This window comes from Halopseudomonas sp., assembly GCF_038130085.1.
Classification (GTDB): Bacteria; Pseudomonadota; Gammaproteobacteria; order Pseudomonadales; family Pseudomonadaceae; genus Halopseudomonas.
Genome location: NZ_JAYPMU010000014.1, coordinates 16,520 through 32,395, shown reverse-complemented (window position 1 = coordinate 32,395; position 15,876 = coordinate 16,520). Strand labels below are relative to the sequence as shown.

The following is a 15,876-nucleotide window of genomic DNA, read 5'->3' as shown; positions in this document are numbered from 1 at the left end:
CTGCCTGCAAGGTCTTACGATTACCGCGCTGTAAAACAGGACACCTGCATGTTGCGCTTGCGTACTCTCCTGCTACTGCTTCCGCTGCTCGCGCCGACGGCCATGGCCGAAAGCCGACAACCCACCCACAGCTACACTCTCGACAACGGCCTGAACGTCATCATCCGCGAGGATCATCGCGCGCCAGTAGTGGTATCGCAGGTCTGGTACAAGGTCGGCGGGGTCGACGAGCCACCGGGGCAGACCGGTTTGTCCCATGCGCTGGAACATATGATGTTCAAGGGCAGCGAGCACCTCGAACCCGGTCAGGCCTCACGCCTACTGAGCAGCCTGGGTGCCAGCGAAAACGCCATGACCAGCCGCGACTACACCGCCTACTACCAGATGCTCAGCCGTGATCAGTTACCGGTCGCGCTGGAGATGGAAGCCGAGCGCATGCACCTGCTGACCCTACCCGAAGACGAGTTCCTGAAGGAAATTGAGGTCATCAAGGAAGAACGCCGCATGCGCGTCGAAGACAACCCGAACGGCCTGGCCTACGAGCGCTTCCTGGCCCAGGCCTATACCGCCAGCCCCTATGCCCAGCCGGTGATCGGCTGGATGCACGACCTCGACCGCATGCAGATCAACGACCTGCGCGCCTGGTACAAAAGCCACTACGTGCCGGGCAATGCCACGCTGGTGATCGTCGGTGACGTCTACCCGGAAACGGTCAAACCGCTGGTCGAGCGCTACTTCGGCGCGGTGCCGGCGGGCGACCTGCCAGTGGTGCGCAAGCCGCTGGAGTTACCCGCCGTTGGCGAGCGCAGCATGACCCAGCATCTGGACCTGCAACTGCCAAGCCTGCTGCTCGGTTTCAACGTACCGTCGCTCAATACCGTCAGCGAACCCTGGGAGGCCCACGCCCTGCGCCTGCTGGATGCGGTGCTGGATGGCGGCTATAGCGCCCGCCTGCCAAGCCACCTGGAGCGCGGCGACGCCATCGCCACCTCGGTGGGCACCGGTTACGACGCCTTTACCCGCGGTGACAGCCTGTTCGTCTTCAGCGGCATCCCCAACGAAGCACGTAAGGTCGATCTGCCGCAGCTGGAAGCGGCAATCTGGAAAGAGATCGACGCGATCAAGCAGACCCCGCCAAGCACCGAGGAGCTGGCCCGCGTGCAGGCCCAGGTAGTCGCCGGACTGGTCTACGCCCAGGACAACATCATGCAGCAGGCCAACCGCATCGGTGAGCTGGCTACCGTTGGCCTGCCGTGGGAGATGGTCGACAACGATATCGAGGCCCTGCAGGCCGTGACCCCGGAGCAGATCAGCGAGGTCGCCCGCCGTTATCTGGTACGCGAGCGCATGACCCGCAGCTACAACCTGCCACATGCCCGCGAGGAGCAGCAGCCATGAGCCAACGCAAACCCTTTTCCGTCCTGCGCTGGCTGATCGCCCTAGCTGCCCTCGGCGTAATGCTGTTTCTGCTGCTGGAGCGCTCGCCTGAAACCGCCCCGCCGTCTGACGTACCGACCCTTGCCGAGGCACCCACCGACGCCCCGGCGGACACCGCTGCTGAAGTATTCGGCTCGCCGCTGCCGGCACTCAGTTCCCTGCAAGAACTGGATCTGGACACCCCGCCTGCGCGCCGCGGGCTGGACCTGCAGCACTGGCAGACCCGCCAGGGCACCGCGGTCTACTTCATGCACGCCGGCGAGCTGCCGATGCTCGATATCCAGCTGCTCTACGCCGCAGGCGCCAGCCGCGACGGCGACCAGCCCGGGCTGGCAATGTTCACCAACGCCATGCTCAACGAGGGCACCGGCAGCCTGGATGCTGGTGACATTGCCGCCGGTTTCGAGCGCCTGGGCGCCCAGTTCAGCAACAGTTCGCACCGCGACATGGGCCTGATCAGCCTGCGCACCCTGACCGCCGCCGACAAGCTGGAACCGGCGCTGTCGCTGTTCGCGCAGATTCTGGCCAAGCCGAGCTTTCCGGCCAACTCGCTCGAGCGTATCCGCGAGCAACTGCTTGCTGGCCTGCGCTACGCCCGCCAGCGCCCCGGCGCCCAGGCCAGCGAAGCGCTGTGGAGCACGCTGTATCCGGGCCACCCCTACGGCATTCCGCCGGATGGCACTGAAGACAGTCTGCGCGCGATCACTCGCGACGATCTGCAGCGCTTCCAGCAAACCTACTACAGCGCCGGCAACGCGGTCATCGCGCTGGTCGGTGACATCGACCGTGCCCGCGCCGAGCAACTGGCCCAGCATCTGGCCGATGCCATGCCGCAAGGGCCTGCCGCCGAGCCGACACCGCCAGCAGAAAAAATCCAAGCCACGACGCAGCACATCGACTTTGCCAGCAGCCAGACCCACGTTCTGGTCGCCCAACAGGGCATGAGCAAGGATGATCCGGACTACGCCGCGCTGTATCTCGGCAACCAGATCCTGGGTGGCAGCGGCTTTGGCTCGCGGCTGGTGGAAGAGGTACGCGAGAAGCGCGGGCTGTCCTACAGTGTCAGCAGCAACTTCAGCGCGATGCAGGCACCCGGCCCGTTCGTGATTTCGCTGCAGACCCGCAGCGATCAAGCCGAACAGGCGCTGGAGGTGGTCAACCAGACCCTCGACCGTTTTATCAGCGAGGGCCCTACAGAGGCCGAGCTGAGCCGCGCCAAGCAGCAACTGCTCGGCGAATTCCCGCTCAGCACCGCAAGTAATTCGGCGATCGTCTCGCAATTGGCGTCAATCGGCTTTTATCATCTGCCGCTCAACTACATGCAGCTGTTCCTCGACCGCGTGCAGGCATTGACGGTAGACGACATCCGCGCTGCCTTTGCCCGCCACCTGCCCGCCAGCGAGCGCGTGGTGATAACCGTGGGGCCGCCGCAACCGCCAGCAGAACCCGAAGACAATGCCGACCAGCCGAACGCGGCGGCAGAGCAGGAGCCCAGTGCATGAAGTCCAACCAGGCCAAGGCCAGAGTCAGCCAGCTGCGTATCATCGCTGGCGAGTGGCGCAGCCGCCGCTTCACCTTTACCGAACAGCCGGGCCTGCGTCCGACCCCGGATCGGGTACGCGAAACCCTGTTCAACTGGCTAAGCAGCGACGTACCCGGCGCCCATTGCCTTGACCCGTTCACCGGCAGTGGCGCATTGACGCTGGAGGCGCTGTCGCGCGGCGCGGCCAGCGCGCTGGCCGGCGACCTCAGCCGTGACGTCGTGCAAACCCTGCGCGGTCACCTGCAAACGCTGAACTGCGACCGCGCCGAGGTCATCCAGCAAGACGGCCTGTCCCTGCTGGCCGGCACACCGCCGCGGCGCTTTGACCTTGTGTTTCTCGATCCACCGTTCCATCAGGGCTTGCTGGAGCCGGCCTGCGCCTCGCTGGAGTCCAACCAATGGCTGGCCGACGACGCGCAGATCTATATCGAAAGCGAACAGCCGCCCAGCCAGCTGGCACTGCCCGGTAACTGGCAGCTGCACCGCGAGAAACGCGCGGGTCAGGTCTGGTACAGTCTGTGGCAACGACACGCGTGAGCGGTTTTCGGCCGTCGCACTGGCTGCCCGGCGGCCATTTGCAAACCCTGTTCAGTCCATTGCTGCGACGCCCACCGCAGCTAGAGCGTGAGCGAGAACGGCTGACGCTGGCCGACGGCGACTTTCTCGATCTCGACTGGTTCGGCCCGGATCACCCCAAGCAACCCTGTGTGATTCTGCTGCACGGGCTGACCGGCAGCTCCAGCTCGCTATATATCCTTGGTCAGCAACAGCAATTGGCGGCACTCGGCTGGCGCAGCGTGGCCGTCAACTGGCGCGGCTGCTCGGGCGAGCCCAACCATAGCGCGCGTGCCTACCATTCCGGTGCCAGCGACGATCTGGCCGAGGTGGTCAATCACCTGCTGTTGCGCTATCCCGGCCGCACCCTCGCCGCTGCCGGCTTCTCGCTCGGCGGCAACGTGCTGCTGAAGTATCTGGGTGAGTGCGCGCATGAATGTCCGCTGCACGCCGCCGTCGCGGTGTCGGTACCGTTCCGCCTGGATGAGTGCGCCGATCGCATCAGCGTCGGCTTTTCCCGCGTGTACCAGAGCCGCTTCATGCGCGACATGCTGGCCTACGTCAGCAACAAGAAGCGGCTGTTCAGCCACCAGGGCTGGCACAGCGAGCACGCGCGGCTGGATGCGCTGGGCTCACTCGACGGGATGGATACCTTCTGGGATTTCGACGGTCGAGTCACCGCGCCGCTGCATGGCTTTGCCAGTGCCGAGGACTACTACCGGCGCTGCAGCAGTCGCTACTTCCTGGGCGCCATTCAGGTGCCCTGCCTGCTGATTCAGGCCGCCAACGACCCCTTCGTCTACCCGCACAGCCTGCCGCAGCTGAGCGAACTGGGGCCACGCACCGAGTTCGAGCTGCATCAGGGCGGTGGTCACGTCGGCTTTATCGAGGGCTCACCGTGGCGACCGCGCTACTACCTGGAGCAGCGCATCCCTGCTTGGCTGCAACAGCAGCTTCAGTCTTCCGGCAGCTCGGTGTAATACTCGCGCAGCATCGCTTCAACCCGGGGCCGGGCTGCCTCACTCAGCAGCCCCAGCTCCTGCGCCAGCACCTGATACACCGCCCGACGCTGCATCTGCGGGGTCAACTGGGCCTGCGGGTCAGTGAGGACGGTGGTGCAGAGGAAGTTGGTCCAGCTGTTCATCAGCAGCCAACTGTTGAGCGCCAGTACCTGAGCGTTGGCGTAGCGCGCATCAAGGATGCCGGCGTCGATGGTGCCCTGAAAGATCCCCTCCACCGCCCGCAGCGCCCGCCGCGAGAACTGCCGGTAGCGCTCGGCCACCTGCGCATCACTGGCCAGCAGATGCTCCAGATCCCGCTGCACAAAGCGGTAGCGCCACAGCGACTCGCTCAGACTCTCGACATAGCGCGCCTTGTCATCCAGATCGAGCCCTCGCCCGCCCGGCAGCGCCAGGCTCTCTTCCAGCTCAGCCTCGTAGCGCTCGAACAGCTCGGCAATGATCTGCTGCTTGTTGCGGAAGTGGTAATACAGGTTGCCCGGCGAAATGCCCAGGCGCGCGGCGATGTGGTTGGTGGTCACGGCGCGCTCACCCTGCTCGTTGAACATTTGCAGGCTGGCTTCAAGGATGCGGTCGCGGGTCTTCATGGTTGTCGGTCGGCTTTACCATCGATTGTTTGACACTTTAGAGCAATTACTCTAAAAAAGCATTTCATACCGCAGCGGATGGCACTGACAGCCACGCAGACCGGTACAGACCACAACAACAAGCGGCCATCACAGCCGTCACCCAGCCACGGAGGCCACATGGTAGCCGATATCGCCTATATCCAAGAGCAGCAGCAGTCCATCTCCCGCATGCAGCAGGTGTTCGAGACCCAGCGCGCGGCCTTCCGCAAGGCGCCCATGCCCTCCGCCGACGAACGTATCCAGCAGCTACAGGCGCTCAAACAGGGCGTGCTGAAGCACCAGCAGGCACTGATCGAGGCGATCAATGACGACTTTGGCCGCCGCTCCGCCGACGAAACCCGCCTGGCCGAGATCATGCCGTCGCTCGAAGGCATCCACTACGCCAGCAAGCGCGTGCGGCGCTGGATGAAGCCGTCGCGCCGCAAGGTCGGGCTGGCGTTCCAGCCAGCCAAGGCGCAGGTCGTTTACCAGCCGCTCGGCGTGGTCGGCATCATCGTGCCGTGGAACTATCCCCTGTTTCTGGCCATCGGCCCGCTGGTGACCGCGCTGTCCGCTGGTAACCGGGCGATGATCAAAATGAGCGAATCCACCCCTCGCACCGCCGAGGTGGTTACCCGCATGCTCGGTGAAATCTTTTCCGAAGAGCAGGTTGCAGTGGTCACCGGCGAAGCCGATGTCGGCGTCGCCTTCTCCAAGCTGCCGTTCGACCACCTGCTGTTCACCGGCGCCACCAGCATTGGCCGCCACGTCATGCGCGCCGCCGCCGACAACCTGACCCCGGTCACTCTGGAACTGGGGGGCAAGTCGCCGGCGATCATCTCGGCGGACGTGCCGCTGACTGACGCCGCTGAACGCATCGCCTTCGGCAAGGCCATGAACGCCGGCCAGACCTGTGTTGCCCCGGACTACATCCTTTGCCCACGCAGCCGCGTCGAAGAGCTGGCCGAGACCCTGCACCGCAGCTTTACCCGCATGTACCCGACTCTGCGCGACAACGCCGACTTCACCCAAATCGTCAATCCGCGCCAATACCAGCGCCTGCAAGGCTATCTGACCGACGCCGCAGAAAAGGGTGCGCGCATCCTGCCAGCCAATCCGGCCAACGAGGATCTGAGCGGCACGCGCATCATCCCGCCGACCCTGCTGCTCGACGTCAACGACGAGATGACCGTGATGCGGGAGGAAATCTTCGGGCCGCTGCTGCCGATTCTGCCGTACGACAGCCTCGACAGCGCGCTCGACTACATCGCCGACCGCCCCCGCCCACTGGCGCTGTACTACTTTGGGTATAACAAGGTCGAGCAGCAGCGCCTGATGGAACAGACTCACGCCGGTGGCATGTGCGTCAACGACGCGGTCTTCCACGTTGCTCAGGACGACATGCCGTTCGGCGGCGTCGGTGATTCCGGCATGGGCCACTATCACGGTTACGAGGGCTTCCTGACCATGAGCAAGGCCAAGGGCGTGTACATCAAGCAGCGCTATAACGGCGCCAAGCCGATCTATCCGCCTTACGGTGGCAAACTGCTTAATCTGGTATACAAACTGTTCCTGCGCTGAACCTGCGCCGCTGACACCCGGCAGAGCTTGCTCTGCCGGCAACAAGAAGAAGACTGATCATGTCAGACACCCTGCCCCCCGATCTCAACCGGCGCAGCCTGCTCAAGCTCGGCCTCGGCGCTGGTCTGGTGCTCAGCACCGCCGGCCTCACCGCCACCCTGAGCGGCTGCAGCACCTCTGCGCCCGCCGGCAATATGGCGGTGCTGCGCGAATCCGACTTGCCGCTACTCGCCGCGCTGTTTCCCGCCGTGATCGGGCCGCATCCGGCCTTTAGCGAAAACAGCAACGCTACCGAACTGGCCATCGCGCAGCTCGACCGCTCCCTGCAATTCAGCTCGCCCTTCGTTCAGAGTGAAGTGCTGAATCTGCTCGGCATGCTGTCGCTGCCGCTGACCCGCGGCCCACTCACCGGCATCTGGGGCGATCTGGCCAAGGCCAGCCCGGAACAGCTCGAAGCCTTTCTGCTGCGCTGGCGCGACAGCCGCTTCGACCTGCTGCGCAAGGGGCACAAGAGCCTGTTGCAACTGCTGCACATGGCCTGGTACGCCACGCCTCAGTCCTGGGCCGCCGTCGGCTACCCCGGCCCGCCCATCATCTGATTTCGACTTCAGGGAATAACCATGCCCGTACCCGATCTGTTCAAACAGGGTGTTGAGCGCGGCTGGCGCGTCATCGACGCCAGCAAACTCGACAGTGAAACCACCCTCGAAGCCGACGTTGTCATTATTGGCACCGGCGCCGGCGGCGGCACCAGCGCCGAGATTCTGGCCCAGGCCGGCCTGCGCGTGCTGATGGTGGAAGAAGGCTCGCTGAAAAGCTCCAGCGACTTCAAGAATGACGAAGGCAAAGCCTACGCCGAGCTGTATCAGGAGGGCGCTGCACGGGCCACCGCCGATGCCGGCATCGGCATCCTGCAGGGCCGCACCGTTGGCGGCACCACCACTGTCAACTGGACCAGCAGTTTCCGCACCCCGGATCAGACTCTGGCCCACTGGGCCGAAGTGCACGGCGTGAAGGGTATGGACAGCGCCAGCATGGCGCCCTGGTTCGCGCAGATGGAAGAGCGCCTGGGTATAGCACCGTGGGCCATTCCGCCGAACGCCAACAACGATGTCATCCGCCTTGGCTGTGAGAAACTCGGCTATCACTGGAAAATCATTCCGCGCAACGTGCGCGGCTGCTGGAATCTCGGCTACTGCGGTACCGGCTGCCCAACCAACGCCAAGCAGTCGATGCTGGTCACCACCCTGCCCAGCGCACTGGAACACGGCGCCGTACTCGTACACAGCGCCCGCGCCGAGCGGCTGGTGTTCGATGGCGACCGCGTCAGCGAAGTGGAATGCCGCGCGATGGACGCCACGCTGAGCAAGGCCAGCGGGCAACGCCTGCGCCTGCGGGGCCGTCATGTGGTGATCGCCGGCGGCGGCATCAACAACCCGGCGCTGCTGCTGCGCTCGCAGGCACCGGACCCGCATGGTCGAGTCGGCAAACGCACCTTCCTGCACCCGGTCAACCTGACGCTGGCGCAGTACGAACGCGACATTCACGGCTACTATGGCGCGCCGCAGTCGGTCTACTCGGATCATTTCCAGTGGGATCAGGGCACCACCGGGCCGGTCGGCTACAAACTGGAAGTGCCGCCGATGCAGCCCAGCATCACCTCTACGCTGATGGGCGGTTTTGGCTTGCAGCACCTGCACCGCATGGCCGCGCTGCCGCAGAGCAACATTCTGCTGGCATTGCTGCGCGACGGTTTCCACGAGCAGAGTCAGGGCGGCACGGTTGCACTGCGCGACAACGGCGACCCGGTGCTCGACTATCCCGTCACCGACTATCTCTGGGACGGCGTACGCCGGGCCTTCCTCAGCATGGGGGAGATCCAGTTTGCCGCAGGCGCCAAGGCGGTCATGCCCAGTCATGCGAACGGTCGCCTGAGCACCACGTGGGCGGACTACCAGCAGCAGGTCAACGCGCTCACCTACCGGCTGCACGACGTGCGTCTGGCCAGCGCTCACGTCATGGGTGGCTGCGCCATGGGCGAAGACCCGACCCAGTCGGTAGTCGACAGCCGCGGCCGTCACCATCAGCTGGAAAACCTGTCGATCATCGACGGCTCACTGTTCCCGACCAGCATCGGCGCTAACCCGCAACTGTCGGTCTATGGCCTGTCCGCACGGCTGGCCACCCAGCTTGCCGCTGACCTCGGCTGAGCAAGGCGGCGGCACTTCCGCGGTGCCGCCGCCGCTCTGCATCTGGGTTTTCGCCGAGTGTTGAGCTAACATCTGCCTCTCATCAACACAGCCGCAGGACCCGATCACGCATGAATACCGTACTCTACCCCGGCACCTTCGACCCCATTACCAAAGGTCATACCGATCTGGTCGAGCGCGCATCACGGCTGTTTGATCGGGTTGTGGTTGCCGTTGCCGCCAGCCCGAAGAAGAACCCGGCGTTCCCGCTGGAACAACGCGTAGAGCTGGCGAACACCGTGCTGGGCCACCTGCCCAACGTCGAGGTGGTCGGCTTCTCCTCGCTGCTGGCGCACTTCGTCAAGGAAGTCGACGCCAACGTCCTGCTGCGCGGCCTGCGTGCGGTATCCGACTTTGAATACGAGTTCCAGCTGGCCAACATGAACCGAGTGCTGGCACCGGACGTCGAGAGCTTGTTCCTGACCCCGTCGGAAAAGTACTCCTATATTTCCTCCACGCTGGTGCGCGAAATTGCCGCGCTGGGTGGCGATGTCACCAAATTTGTTCACCCGGCCGTGAACGAAGCGCTGATTCAGCGCTATCACGCCTGACTCTGCGGAGAACGCACGCATGTCTCTGATCATCACCGATGACTGCATCAACTGCGATGTCTGCGAGCCCGAGTGTCCGAACGGCGCCATCTCCCAGGGCGAGGAGATCTACGTCATTGATCCCAACCTGTGCACCGAGTGCGTCGGCCACTTCGACGAGCCCCAGTGCCAGCAGGTCTGCCCGGTCGACTGCATCCCGCTCGACCCGGACAACGTCGAGAGCCAGGAGGAGCTGATGGACAAATATCGGATCCTCACCGGCAAGGCCTGACCATGCTTAGCCTCAGCGCGCGACAGCTCCCCCGCCTGCTCGGCCTGACCGCCCTGCTGGCGTTCAGCGCGCCGCTGCTGGCCAGCGACGGCCCCGGCCACAACGCCGTAGCCAGCGCCCACCCGATTGCCACCGAGGCTGGGCTGAAGATCATGGCCGATGGCGGCAACGCCTTTGATGCCGCTGTCGCCGTTGCCGCCACCCTGGCGGTGGTCGAACCCTACAGCTCCGGCATCGGCGGCGGCGGCTTCTTCCTGCTGCGCCAGCCCGGCAACAATGAGCAACCCTACCGCTTCATCGATGCCCGTGAGACCGCACCGGGCAAGGCTGGCCGCGACCTCTACCGCGACGCCAGTGGCGAGGTACAACGTGACCCGGCCATCAACGGCCCGCTGGCCGCCGGTATTCCCGGCATCCCCGCCGCCTTGGTGCATATGGCCAGCCACTATGGCCGCCTGCCGCTGACCCAGTCGCTGGCCCCGGCCATCGATGCCGCCGAGCATGGTTTCAGCAGCAGCGAGCACTACCGCACCCTCGTCGGCTACCGACTCGAAGCCATGCAGCGCGACGCCGAAACCGCCCGTCTGTTCCTGCGCGACAATCAGGCACCCGCCGTCGGCACCCTTATCACCCAGCCGGAACTGGCCACTACCCTGCGCGCCATCGCCAGCAACGGCCGTGACGGCTTCTACCGCGGCCCGGTCGCCGAGCGACTGCTCAGCGGCGTGCAAGCCGCCGGTGGCATCTGGCAGCAACAGGATCTGGATAACTACCGGGTCATTGAGCGCAGCCCAATCCGTTTTGTCAGTGGCGGCTACCAGGTCATCAGCGCACCGCTGCCGTCGGCCGGCGGCATTGCCCTGGCCGGCATCCTGCAGGCATTGCCGGCGCTGCCTGCCAGCGCCAACGGCTCGATCCAACAGACTCACCAGTTGGTCGAGTTGATGCGTCGAACCTACCGCGACCGCGCCATGCTGCTGGGTGACAACGATTTTGTCCCGGTACCGGTTGCCGAGCTGACCTCCAAGGCCTACGCCGTTGCCATGGCCCGGGATATCGACCCCGAGCGCGCCACACCAAGCAGCGCCCTCGGCCCGCTGCGCGAGTTCCACGAAGGCACCAACACCACCCACTTCTCACTGATGGATGCCGAAGGCAACGCGGTCGCCGCTACCCTCAGCATCAACTTGCCGTTCGGCGCAGCCTTTACCCCGCCCGGCACTGGGGTGCTGCTGAATAATGAGATGGACGATTTCGCCGCCGATCCCAGCGGCAGCAACGCCTACGGGCTGGCCGGCAGCGAAGCCAACGCCATCGCCCCGGGCAAGCGCCCACTGTCGAGCATGACCCCGACGATGCTGGAGAACGACCGCCAGCTGGCGCTGCTCGGCACTCCGGGCGGCAGCCGCATCATTACCATGGTGCTGCTCGGTGCATTGGAGGCCATGCACGGCGAGCCGGTCGAGCGCTGGGTCAGCCGTCCGCGCTACCATCACCAGTACCTGCCCGATCACATTCAGGTCGAAGACGCCGCCTTCAGCGCGCGGCAGCAGCAGGCGCTCGAAGCCATGGGGCACAGGATCGAACCGGTTGGCCGTGACTACGGCAACATGCATGCGGTGTCCTGGAACAAGGCAGACAACAGCGTCACCGCGGCCAGCGATCCGCGCGGCATCGGCAGCGCCGCAGTGCGTCGCGTCACCGCCGAGCCGGTCAGCACGCCCTGATCCCCCGCCGACAAGACTGATCAGCGGACAGCGAAAAGACATTACGGCCAGCGCCGATGCTGCTAAGCTGCACGCGGGTCTCGTTGCTCCACCCCGTCAGAGGTCATCCCGTCACACCTGCGCAGCTCCCTTGCGCGACCAGCTGAGCGGCTCTGGCGAGACCTTCCCCGGTGCGTTGCAGAGCGCTGCCGAGGCTCGCTGTGCTTTTCATCGCAAAAGCAGAGCGTATCGCCCAAGAATCCTGTATAGTGTCGCCCTATTTTCAAACCCGGCTATCAGAGAGTGCCATGACTGATCTATCCCTCTACCGCAATATTGGTATCTTCGCCCACGTTGATGCCGGTAAAACCACTACTACCGAACGTATCCTCAAACTCACCGGCCGTATCCACAAGCTGGGTGAAGTACACGAGGGTGAGTCCACCACCGACTTCATGGAACAGGAAGCCGAGCGCGGGATTACCATTCAATCCGCTGCTGTCAGCTGCTTCTGGAAAGGCCACCGCTTCAACGTCATCGACACCCCCGGCCACGTTGACTTCACCGTAGAAGTATATCGCTCGCTGAAAGTACTCGACGGCGGTATCGGCGTATTCTGTGGTTCCGGCGGTGTTGAGCCCCAGTCCGAAACCAACTGGCGCTACGCGAACGACTCCAAAGTTTCCCGTCTGATCTTCGTCAACAAGCTGGACCGTATCGGTGCAGACTTCATCCGCGTAACCGAGCAGGTCAAGAACGTGCTGGGCGCCAAGCCGCTGATCATGACTCTGCCGATCGGCCGCGAAGACACCTTCACTGGTGTTGTTGACCTGCTGAGCCGTCAGGCCTACGTCTGGGACAACACCGGACAGCCGGAAAACTACACCGTCGAAGAAATCCCGGCCGACATGGTCGACGACGTCGAAATGTACCGCGAGCAGCTGATCGAAATGGCTGTCGAAATGGACGACGACCTGATGATGGCCTACATGGACGGCGAAGAGCCGGCCATCGACGACGTCAAGCGCTGCATCCGTAAGGGCACCCTGGAACTGGCGTTCTTCCCGACTTACTGCGGTTCTGCGTTCAAGAACAAGGGCATGCAGCTGCTGCTCGACGCCGTTGTTGATTACCTGCCGTCCCCGACTGAGGTTAACCCGCAGCCGCTGACCGACGAAGAAGGTAACCCAACCGGCAAGCACGCTATTGTTTCTGCCGACGAGCCTTTCCGCGCCCTGGCATTCAAGATCATGGACGACCGCTTCGGCGCCCTGACCTTCTGCCGCATCTACTCCGGTAAGCTGAACAAGGGTGACACCATCCTGAACTCCTTTACCGGCAAGACCGAGCGCGTCGGCCGCATGGTTGAGATGCAGGCGAACGATCGTAACGAACTGACCAGCGCCCAGGCCGGTGACATCATCGCCATCGTTGGTATGAAGAACGTTCAGACCGGTCACACCCTGTGCGACCCGAACAACGAGTGCACCCTGGAAGCGATGGTCTTCCCCGAGCCGGTAATCTCCATCTCCGTTGAGCCGAAAGACAAGGGCTCCACCGAGAAAATGGGTATCGCGATCGGCAAGATGGTTGCAGAAGATCCGACCTTCCGCGTTGAAACCGATCCGGATTCCGGCGAAACCATCCTCAAGGGCATGGGCGAGCTGCACCTGGACATCAAGGTCGACATCCTGAAGCGTACCTACGGCGTTGAGCTGGTTGTTGGTCAGCCGCAGGTTGCGTACCGCGAAACCATTACCCGTGAAATCACCGACAGCTACACCCACAAGAAGCAGTCTGGTGGTTCCGGTCAGTACGGTAAGATCGACTACGTCATCCGTCCCGGCGAGCCGAACTCCGGCTTCACCTTCAAGTCCAGCGTTGTTGGCGGTAACGTTCCGAAGGAATACTTCCCGGCCATCGAGAAGGGCTTCGCCTCTCTGATGGACACTGGCCCGCTGGCTGGCTTCCCGGTTCTGGACGTTTCCTTCGAACTGACCGACGGTGGCTACCACGCCGTTGACTCCTCGGCCATCGCGTTCGAAATCGCGGCCAAGGGTGCGTTCCGCCAGTCCATGCCGAAGGCCGGCCCGCAGATGCTGGAGCCGATCATGAAGGTTGACGTGTTCACTCCTGAGGACCACGTTGGTGACGTTATCGGTGACCTGAACCGTCGTCGCGGCATGATCGCAGGCCAGGAAGCCGGTGTAACTGGCGTCCGCATCAAGGCCGATGTACCGCTGGCAGAAATGTTCGGCTACATCAGCACCCTGCGTACCATGACCTCCGGTCGCGGTCAGTTCTCCATGGAGTTCTCGCACTACTCCGCGTGCCCGGCCAACGTTGCTGAAGCCGTAATCGCCAAGGAGAAAGAGAAGCGCGCAGCCAAATAAGGCTCGCGTTACTCGGTAATAGAAAACGCCTGATGCCCTGCATCAGGCGTTTTTTTATGCCTGCGATTTGCCGCGCACCAACGCCTGGACTGCGCCACACCACAGCAGGTCAGGCGGCGTCTGTCAGCGCCGCACGGGTATAGATCATGTCGTGGGCAGCGCGCAGATTGCTGCTGATCTCCAGCAGGTAGTGGAGGTCGTTGAGCAAGCTGGTTACCTGCCAGCCGTCGAGTTCACCGCTGCGCAACTGTTGCTGCAACCGTTGTTCGAACTGACTCCGGAACAACTGCTCCTGATCCAGATAGTCTGCCGAACGCTGCAAATCGGCGGCACCGGACAGCGAGTCCGCCTCCCGGCGGGCCTGATCGCTCAATAACAACATGCCCTGCTCACGCAGCTGACGGTAACCGTCGCGCATGGCCTGACGGGGGCTCTCGACATGTTTGCGCAGATTGGTTTGCAGATGCTTGGCCGCCTTCACCGCCTCCACAAGGTCGCGTGCGGCGAGATTCACGTCCATCAGCGCCTGCTGCTGCTCTGGCAGCAACTCGCAGTCCAGGTGCCCGATAAAGTCGACGATGTCGGCATAAATGCCCTTGATGTGCTGATGGTAGAGCGCATCTGCATCCTCACGCTCAGCCAGCGGCGGCACCGGCAGGGGCTGGGCGAGATTCAGGCCCTGCACCATATCCTGACTGAACCCCGTCGGCAGGTAGAGCGCCGAGGCAATCACCCGTCGACTGGTCGATGCCAGATGCCCAAGCTCCTGCTGCAACACCCTGACTGCCGACTGGGCATGCAAGCGCGCCGCGCCGTCCAGATAAAGCGCATGCGAGCGCGGCATGTCTGCCAGCTCATCCTTCGCCGGCTCGCTCGGTGGCGGCAACCAGCGATTGAGCAGGCGCACGAGCAGCGGCACCAGCGGCAACATCAGCGCCAGCCCAAGCACATTGAACAGGGTATGAAAAAACGCCAGCTTCAGCGTGTAGGAATCGGCCGCAATACTCAACCACCCGGACAGCGTATCAACCACTTGAGCAAGCAGCGGCAGGACCGATAGCGCCACGGCACCGGTCAGCAGGTTGAACAGGATGTGCGCTACCGCCAACTGCCGACCCGCATTATTGGCACCCAGTGCCGCGATCACCGCGGTTACGGTGGTTCCGAGATTGGCGCCCACGGCCATCGCCAGCGCATTGGTGTACTCGAGCTGACCGCTGGCAAGCGCCGCCAGCGTGATCATCAGCGTGGCATGACTGGACTGCATCAGCACCGTCGCGACAATACCGAGCAGCGCGTAGACCAACACGCCCTGCCAGCCGTCGACGCTGTAGGCAGACAGATCGAAGATCTGCTGCATGCCGTCGAAGCCGAGCTTCATCAGATCGATGCCCAGAAACAGCAGGCCGATGCCCAGCAGCACCTGACCGGTGCCACGCCAGCGCGCTGCGCTATTGCGCTCGAACAACACACCGAGCACCAGCAACGGCATGCCAACCTGCGCCAGATCGACCTTTAAACCCACCAGCGCAATCAGCCATGCACCGGTGGTGGTACCCAGATTGGCACCGAAGACAATACCAATCCCGGCCGTCAGGCTGATCAGTCCGGCACTGAGGAAGGCAATACTGAGAAGGGTAACAAGAGAGCTGGATTGCACCAGCGCGGTAGTGACCGTGCCGAAAGTAAGGCTCTTCCACAAACGGTCGGTGCTGGCAGCCAGCCAACGCTCCAACGCGCCACCGGTAAATGCGCGGAAGCCGTCTTCCAGATAGCGCATACCCAGCAGGAACAGCGCTATGCCGGCAAACAGCTGGGCCAGCGATTGCTGCTTGAGAAACAGCCACACCACGAGGGCGAGCCCGAAGGCCATACCGACCGGGCGCAGCTTCGCCAGCCGCGACCGCAGTACCCGGCTGGCATTCAATGCATCAGACATCCCGTACCCTCAGGGATGACAACG

The 15,876-nt window shown here is 63.6% G+C and carries 13 protein-coding genes; 11 read left to right on the top strand and 2 right to left on the bottom strand.

Going from position 1 to position 15,876, the window contains the following annotated elements; translation table 11 throughout:
- Positions 1-48: 48 nt before the first annotated feature.
- The 4 genes from AAFM31_RS11805 to AAFM31_RS11790 are packed head-to-tail and all read left to right on the top strand — an operon-like array spanning position 49 to position 4,515.
- Entirely contained in the window at positions 49-1,398 is a 1,350-nt protein-coding gene (locus AAFM31_RS11805; protein ID WP_341708138.1) for a pitrilysin family protein, read from the top strand.
- Complete coding sequence (locus tag AAFM31_RS11800) at positions 1,395-2,939, top strand: pitrilysin family protein (protein ID WP_341708137.1); 1,545 nt, start codon at positions 1,395-1,397, stop codon at positions 2,937-2,939. The genes AAFM31_RS11805 and AAFM31_RS11800 overlap by 4 nt, the downstream gene beginning before the upstream one ends.
- A complete protein-coding gene (gene rsmD / locus AAFM31_RS11795; RefSeq protein WP_341708136.1) occupies positions 2,936-3,517 on the top strand; it encodes a 16S rRNA (guanine(966)-N(2))-methyltransferase RsmD in 582 nt (193 codons plus the stop codon). Before AAFM31_RS11800 ends, rsmD begins: the two co-directional genes overlap by 4 nt.
- The gene (locus AAFM31_RS11790; protein WP_341708135.1) at positions 3,499-4,515 is read left to right on the top strand and encodes a hydrolase; all 1,017 of its coding nucleotides are present in this window, start codon (positions 3,499-3,501) and stop codon (positions 4,513-4,515) included. Before rsmD ends, AAFM31_RS11790 begins: the two co-directional genes overlap by 19 nt.
- On the opposite strand, the gene AAFM31_RS11785 is transcribed toward AAFM31_RS11790, so the two are convergent.
- The gene (locus tag AAFM31_RS11785; protein ID WP_341708134.1) at positions 4,491-5,141 is read right to left on the bottom strand and encodes a TetR/AcrR family transcriptional regulator; all 651 of its coding nucleotides are present in this window, start codon (positions 5,139-5,141) and stop codon (positions 4,491-4,493) included. The genes AAFM31_RS11790 and AAFM31_RS11785 overlap by 25 nt on opposite strands.
- Positions 5,142-5,300: 159 nt before the next feature.
- Here AAFM31_RS11785 and AAFM31_RS11780 point away from each other — a divergent pair, with 159 nt between their 5' ends.
- The 7 genes from AAFM31_RS11780 to fusA all read left to right on the top strand — a co-directional run bounded on the left by AAFM31_RS11780 (position 5,301) and on the right by fusA (position 13,913).
- Complete coding sequence (locus AAFM31_RS11780; protein ID WP_341708133.1) at positions 5,301-6,743, top strand: coniferyl aldehyde dehydrogenase; 1,443 nt, start codon at positions 5,301-5,303, stop codon at positions 6,741-6,743.
- 59 nt (positions 6,744-6,802) lie between these two features.
- Positions 6,803-7,342, top strand: coding sequence for a twin-arginine translocation pathway signal protein (locus AAFM31_RS11775; RefSeq protein ID WP_341708132.1), 540 nt, complete (start codon positions 6,803-6,805; stop codon positions 7,340-7,342).
- 21 nt (positions 7,343-7,363) lie between these two features.
- The gene (locus AAFM31_RS11770) at positions 7,364-8,953 is read left to right on the top strand and encodes a GMC family oxidoreductase (RefSeq protein WP_341708131.1); all 1,590 of its coding nucleotides are present in this window, start codon (positions 7,364-7,366) and stop codon (positions 8,951-8,953) included.
- A gap of 110 nt (positions 8,954-9,063) precedes the next feature.
- Positions 9,064-9,543 carry a pantetheine-phosphate adenylyltransferase gene (coaD, locus tag AAFM31_RS11765; RefSeq protein WP_341708130.1) on the top strand — a complete coding sequence of 160 codons (480 nt, stop codon included), beginning with the start codon at positions 9,064-9,066 and terminating at the stop codon, positions 9,541-9,543.
- Positions 9,544-9,562: 19 nt separating this feature from the next.
- Entirely contained in the window at positions 9,563-9,814 is a 252-nt protein-coding gene (locus AAFM31_RS11760) for a YfhL family 4Fe-4S dicluster ferredoxin (protein ID WP_104736558.1), read from the top strand.
- A gap of 2 nt (positions 9,815-9,816) precedes the next feature.
- Positions 9,817-11,541, top strand: coding sequence for a gamma-glutamyltransferase (ggt, locus tag AAFM31_RS11755; protein ID WP_341708129.1), 1,725 nt, complete (start codon positions 9,817-9,819; stop codon positions 11,539-11,541).
- A gap of 287 nt (positions 11,542-11,828) precedes the next feature.
- Positions 11,829-13,913, top strand: a complete 2,085-nt coding sequence (fusA, locus tag AAFM31_RS11750; protein ID WP_341708128.1) for an elongation factor G — start codon at positions 11,829-11,831, stop codon at positions 13,911-13,913.
- Between the two features lie 109 nt (positions 13,914-14,022).
- Here fusA and AAFM31_RS11745 read toward each other — a convergent pair whose 3' ends face one another.
- Positions 14,023-15,852 (bottom strand): Na/Pi symporter, encoded by a 1,830-nt coding sequence (locus AAFM31_RS11745; protein ID WP_341708127.1) that lies wholly within the window; start codon positions 15,850-15,852, stop codon positions 14,023-14,025.
- Between the last annotated feature and the right edge of the window lie 24 nt (positions 15,853-15,876).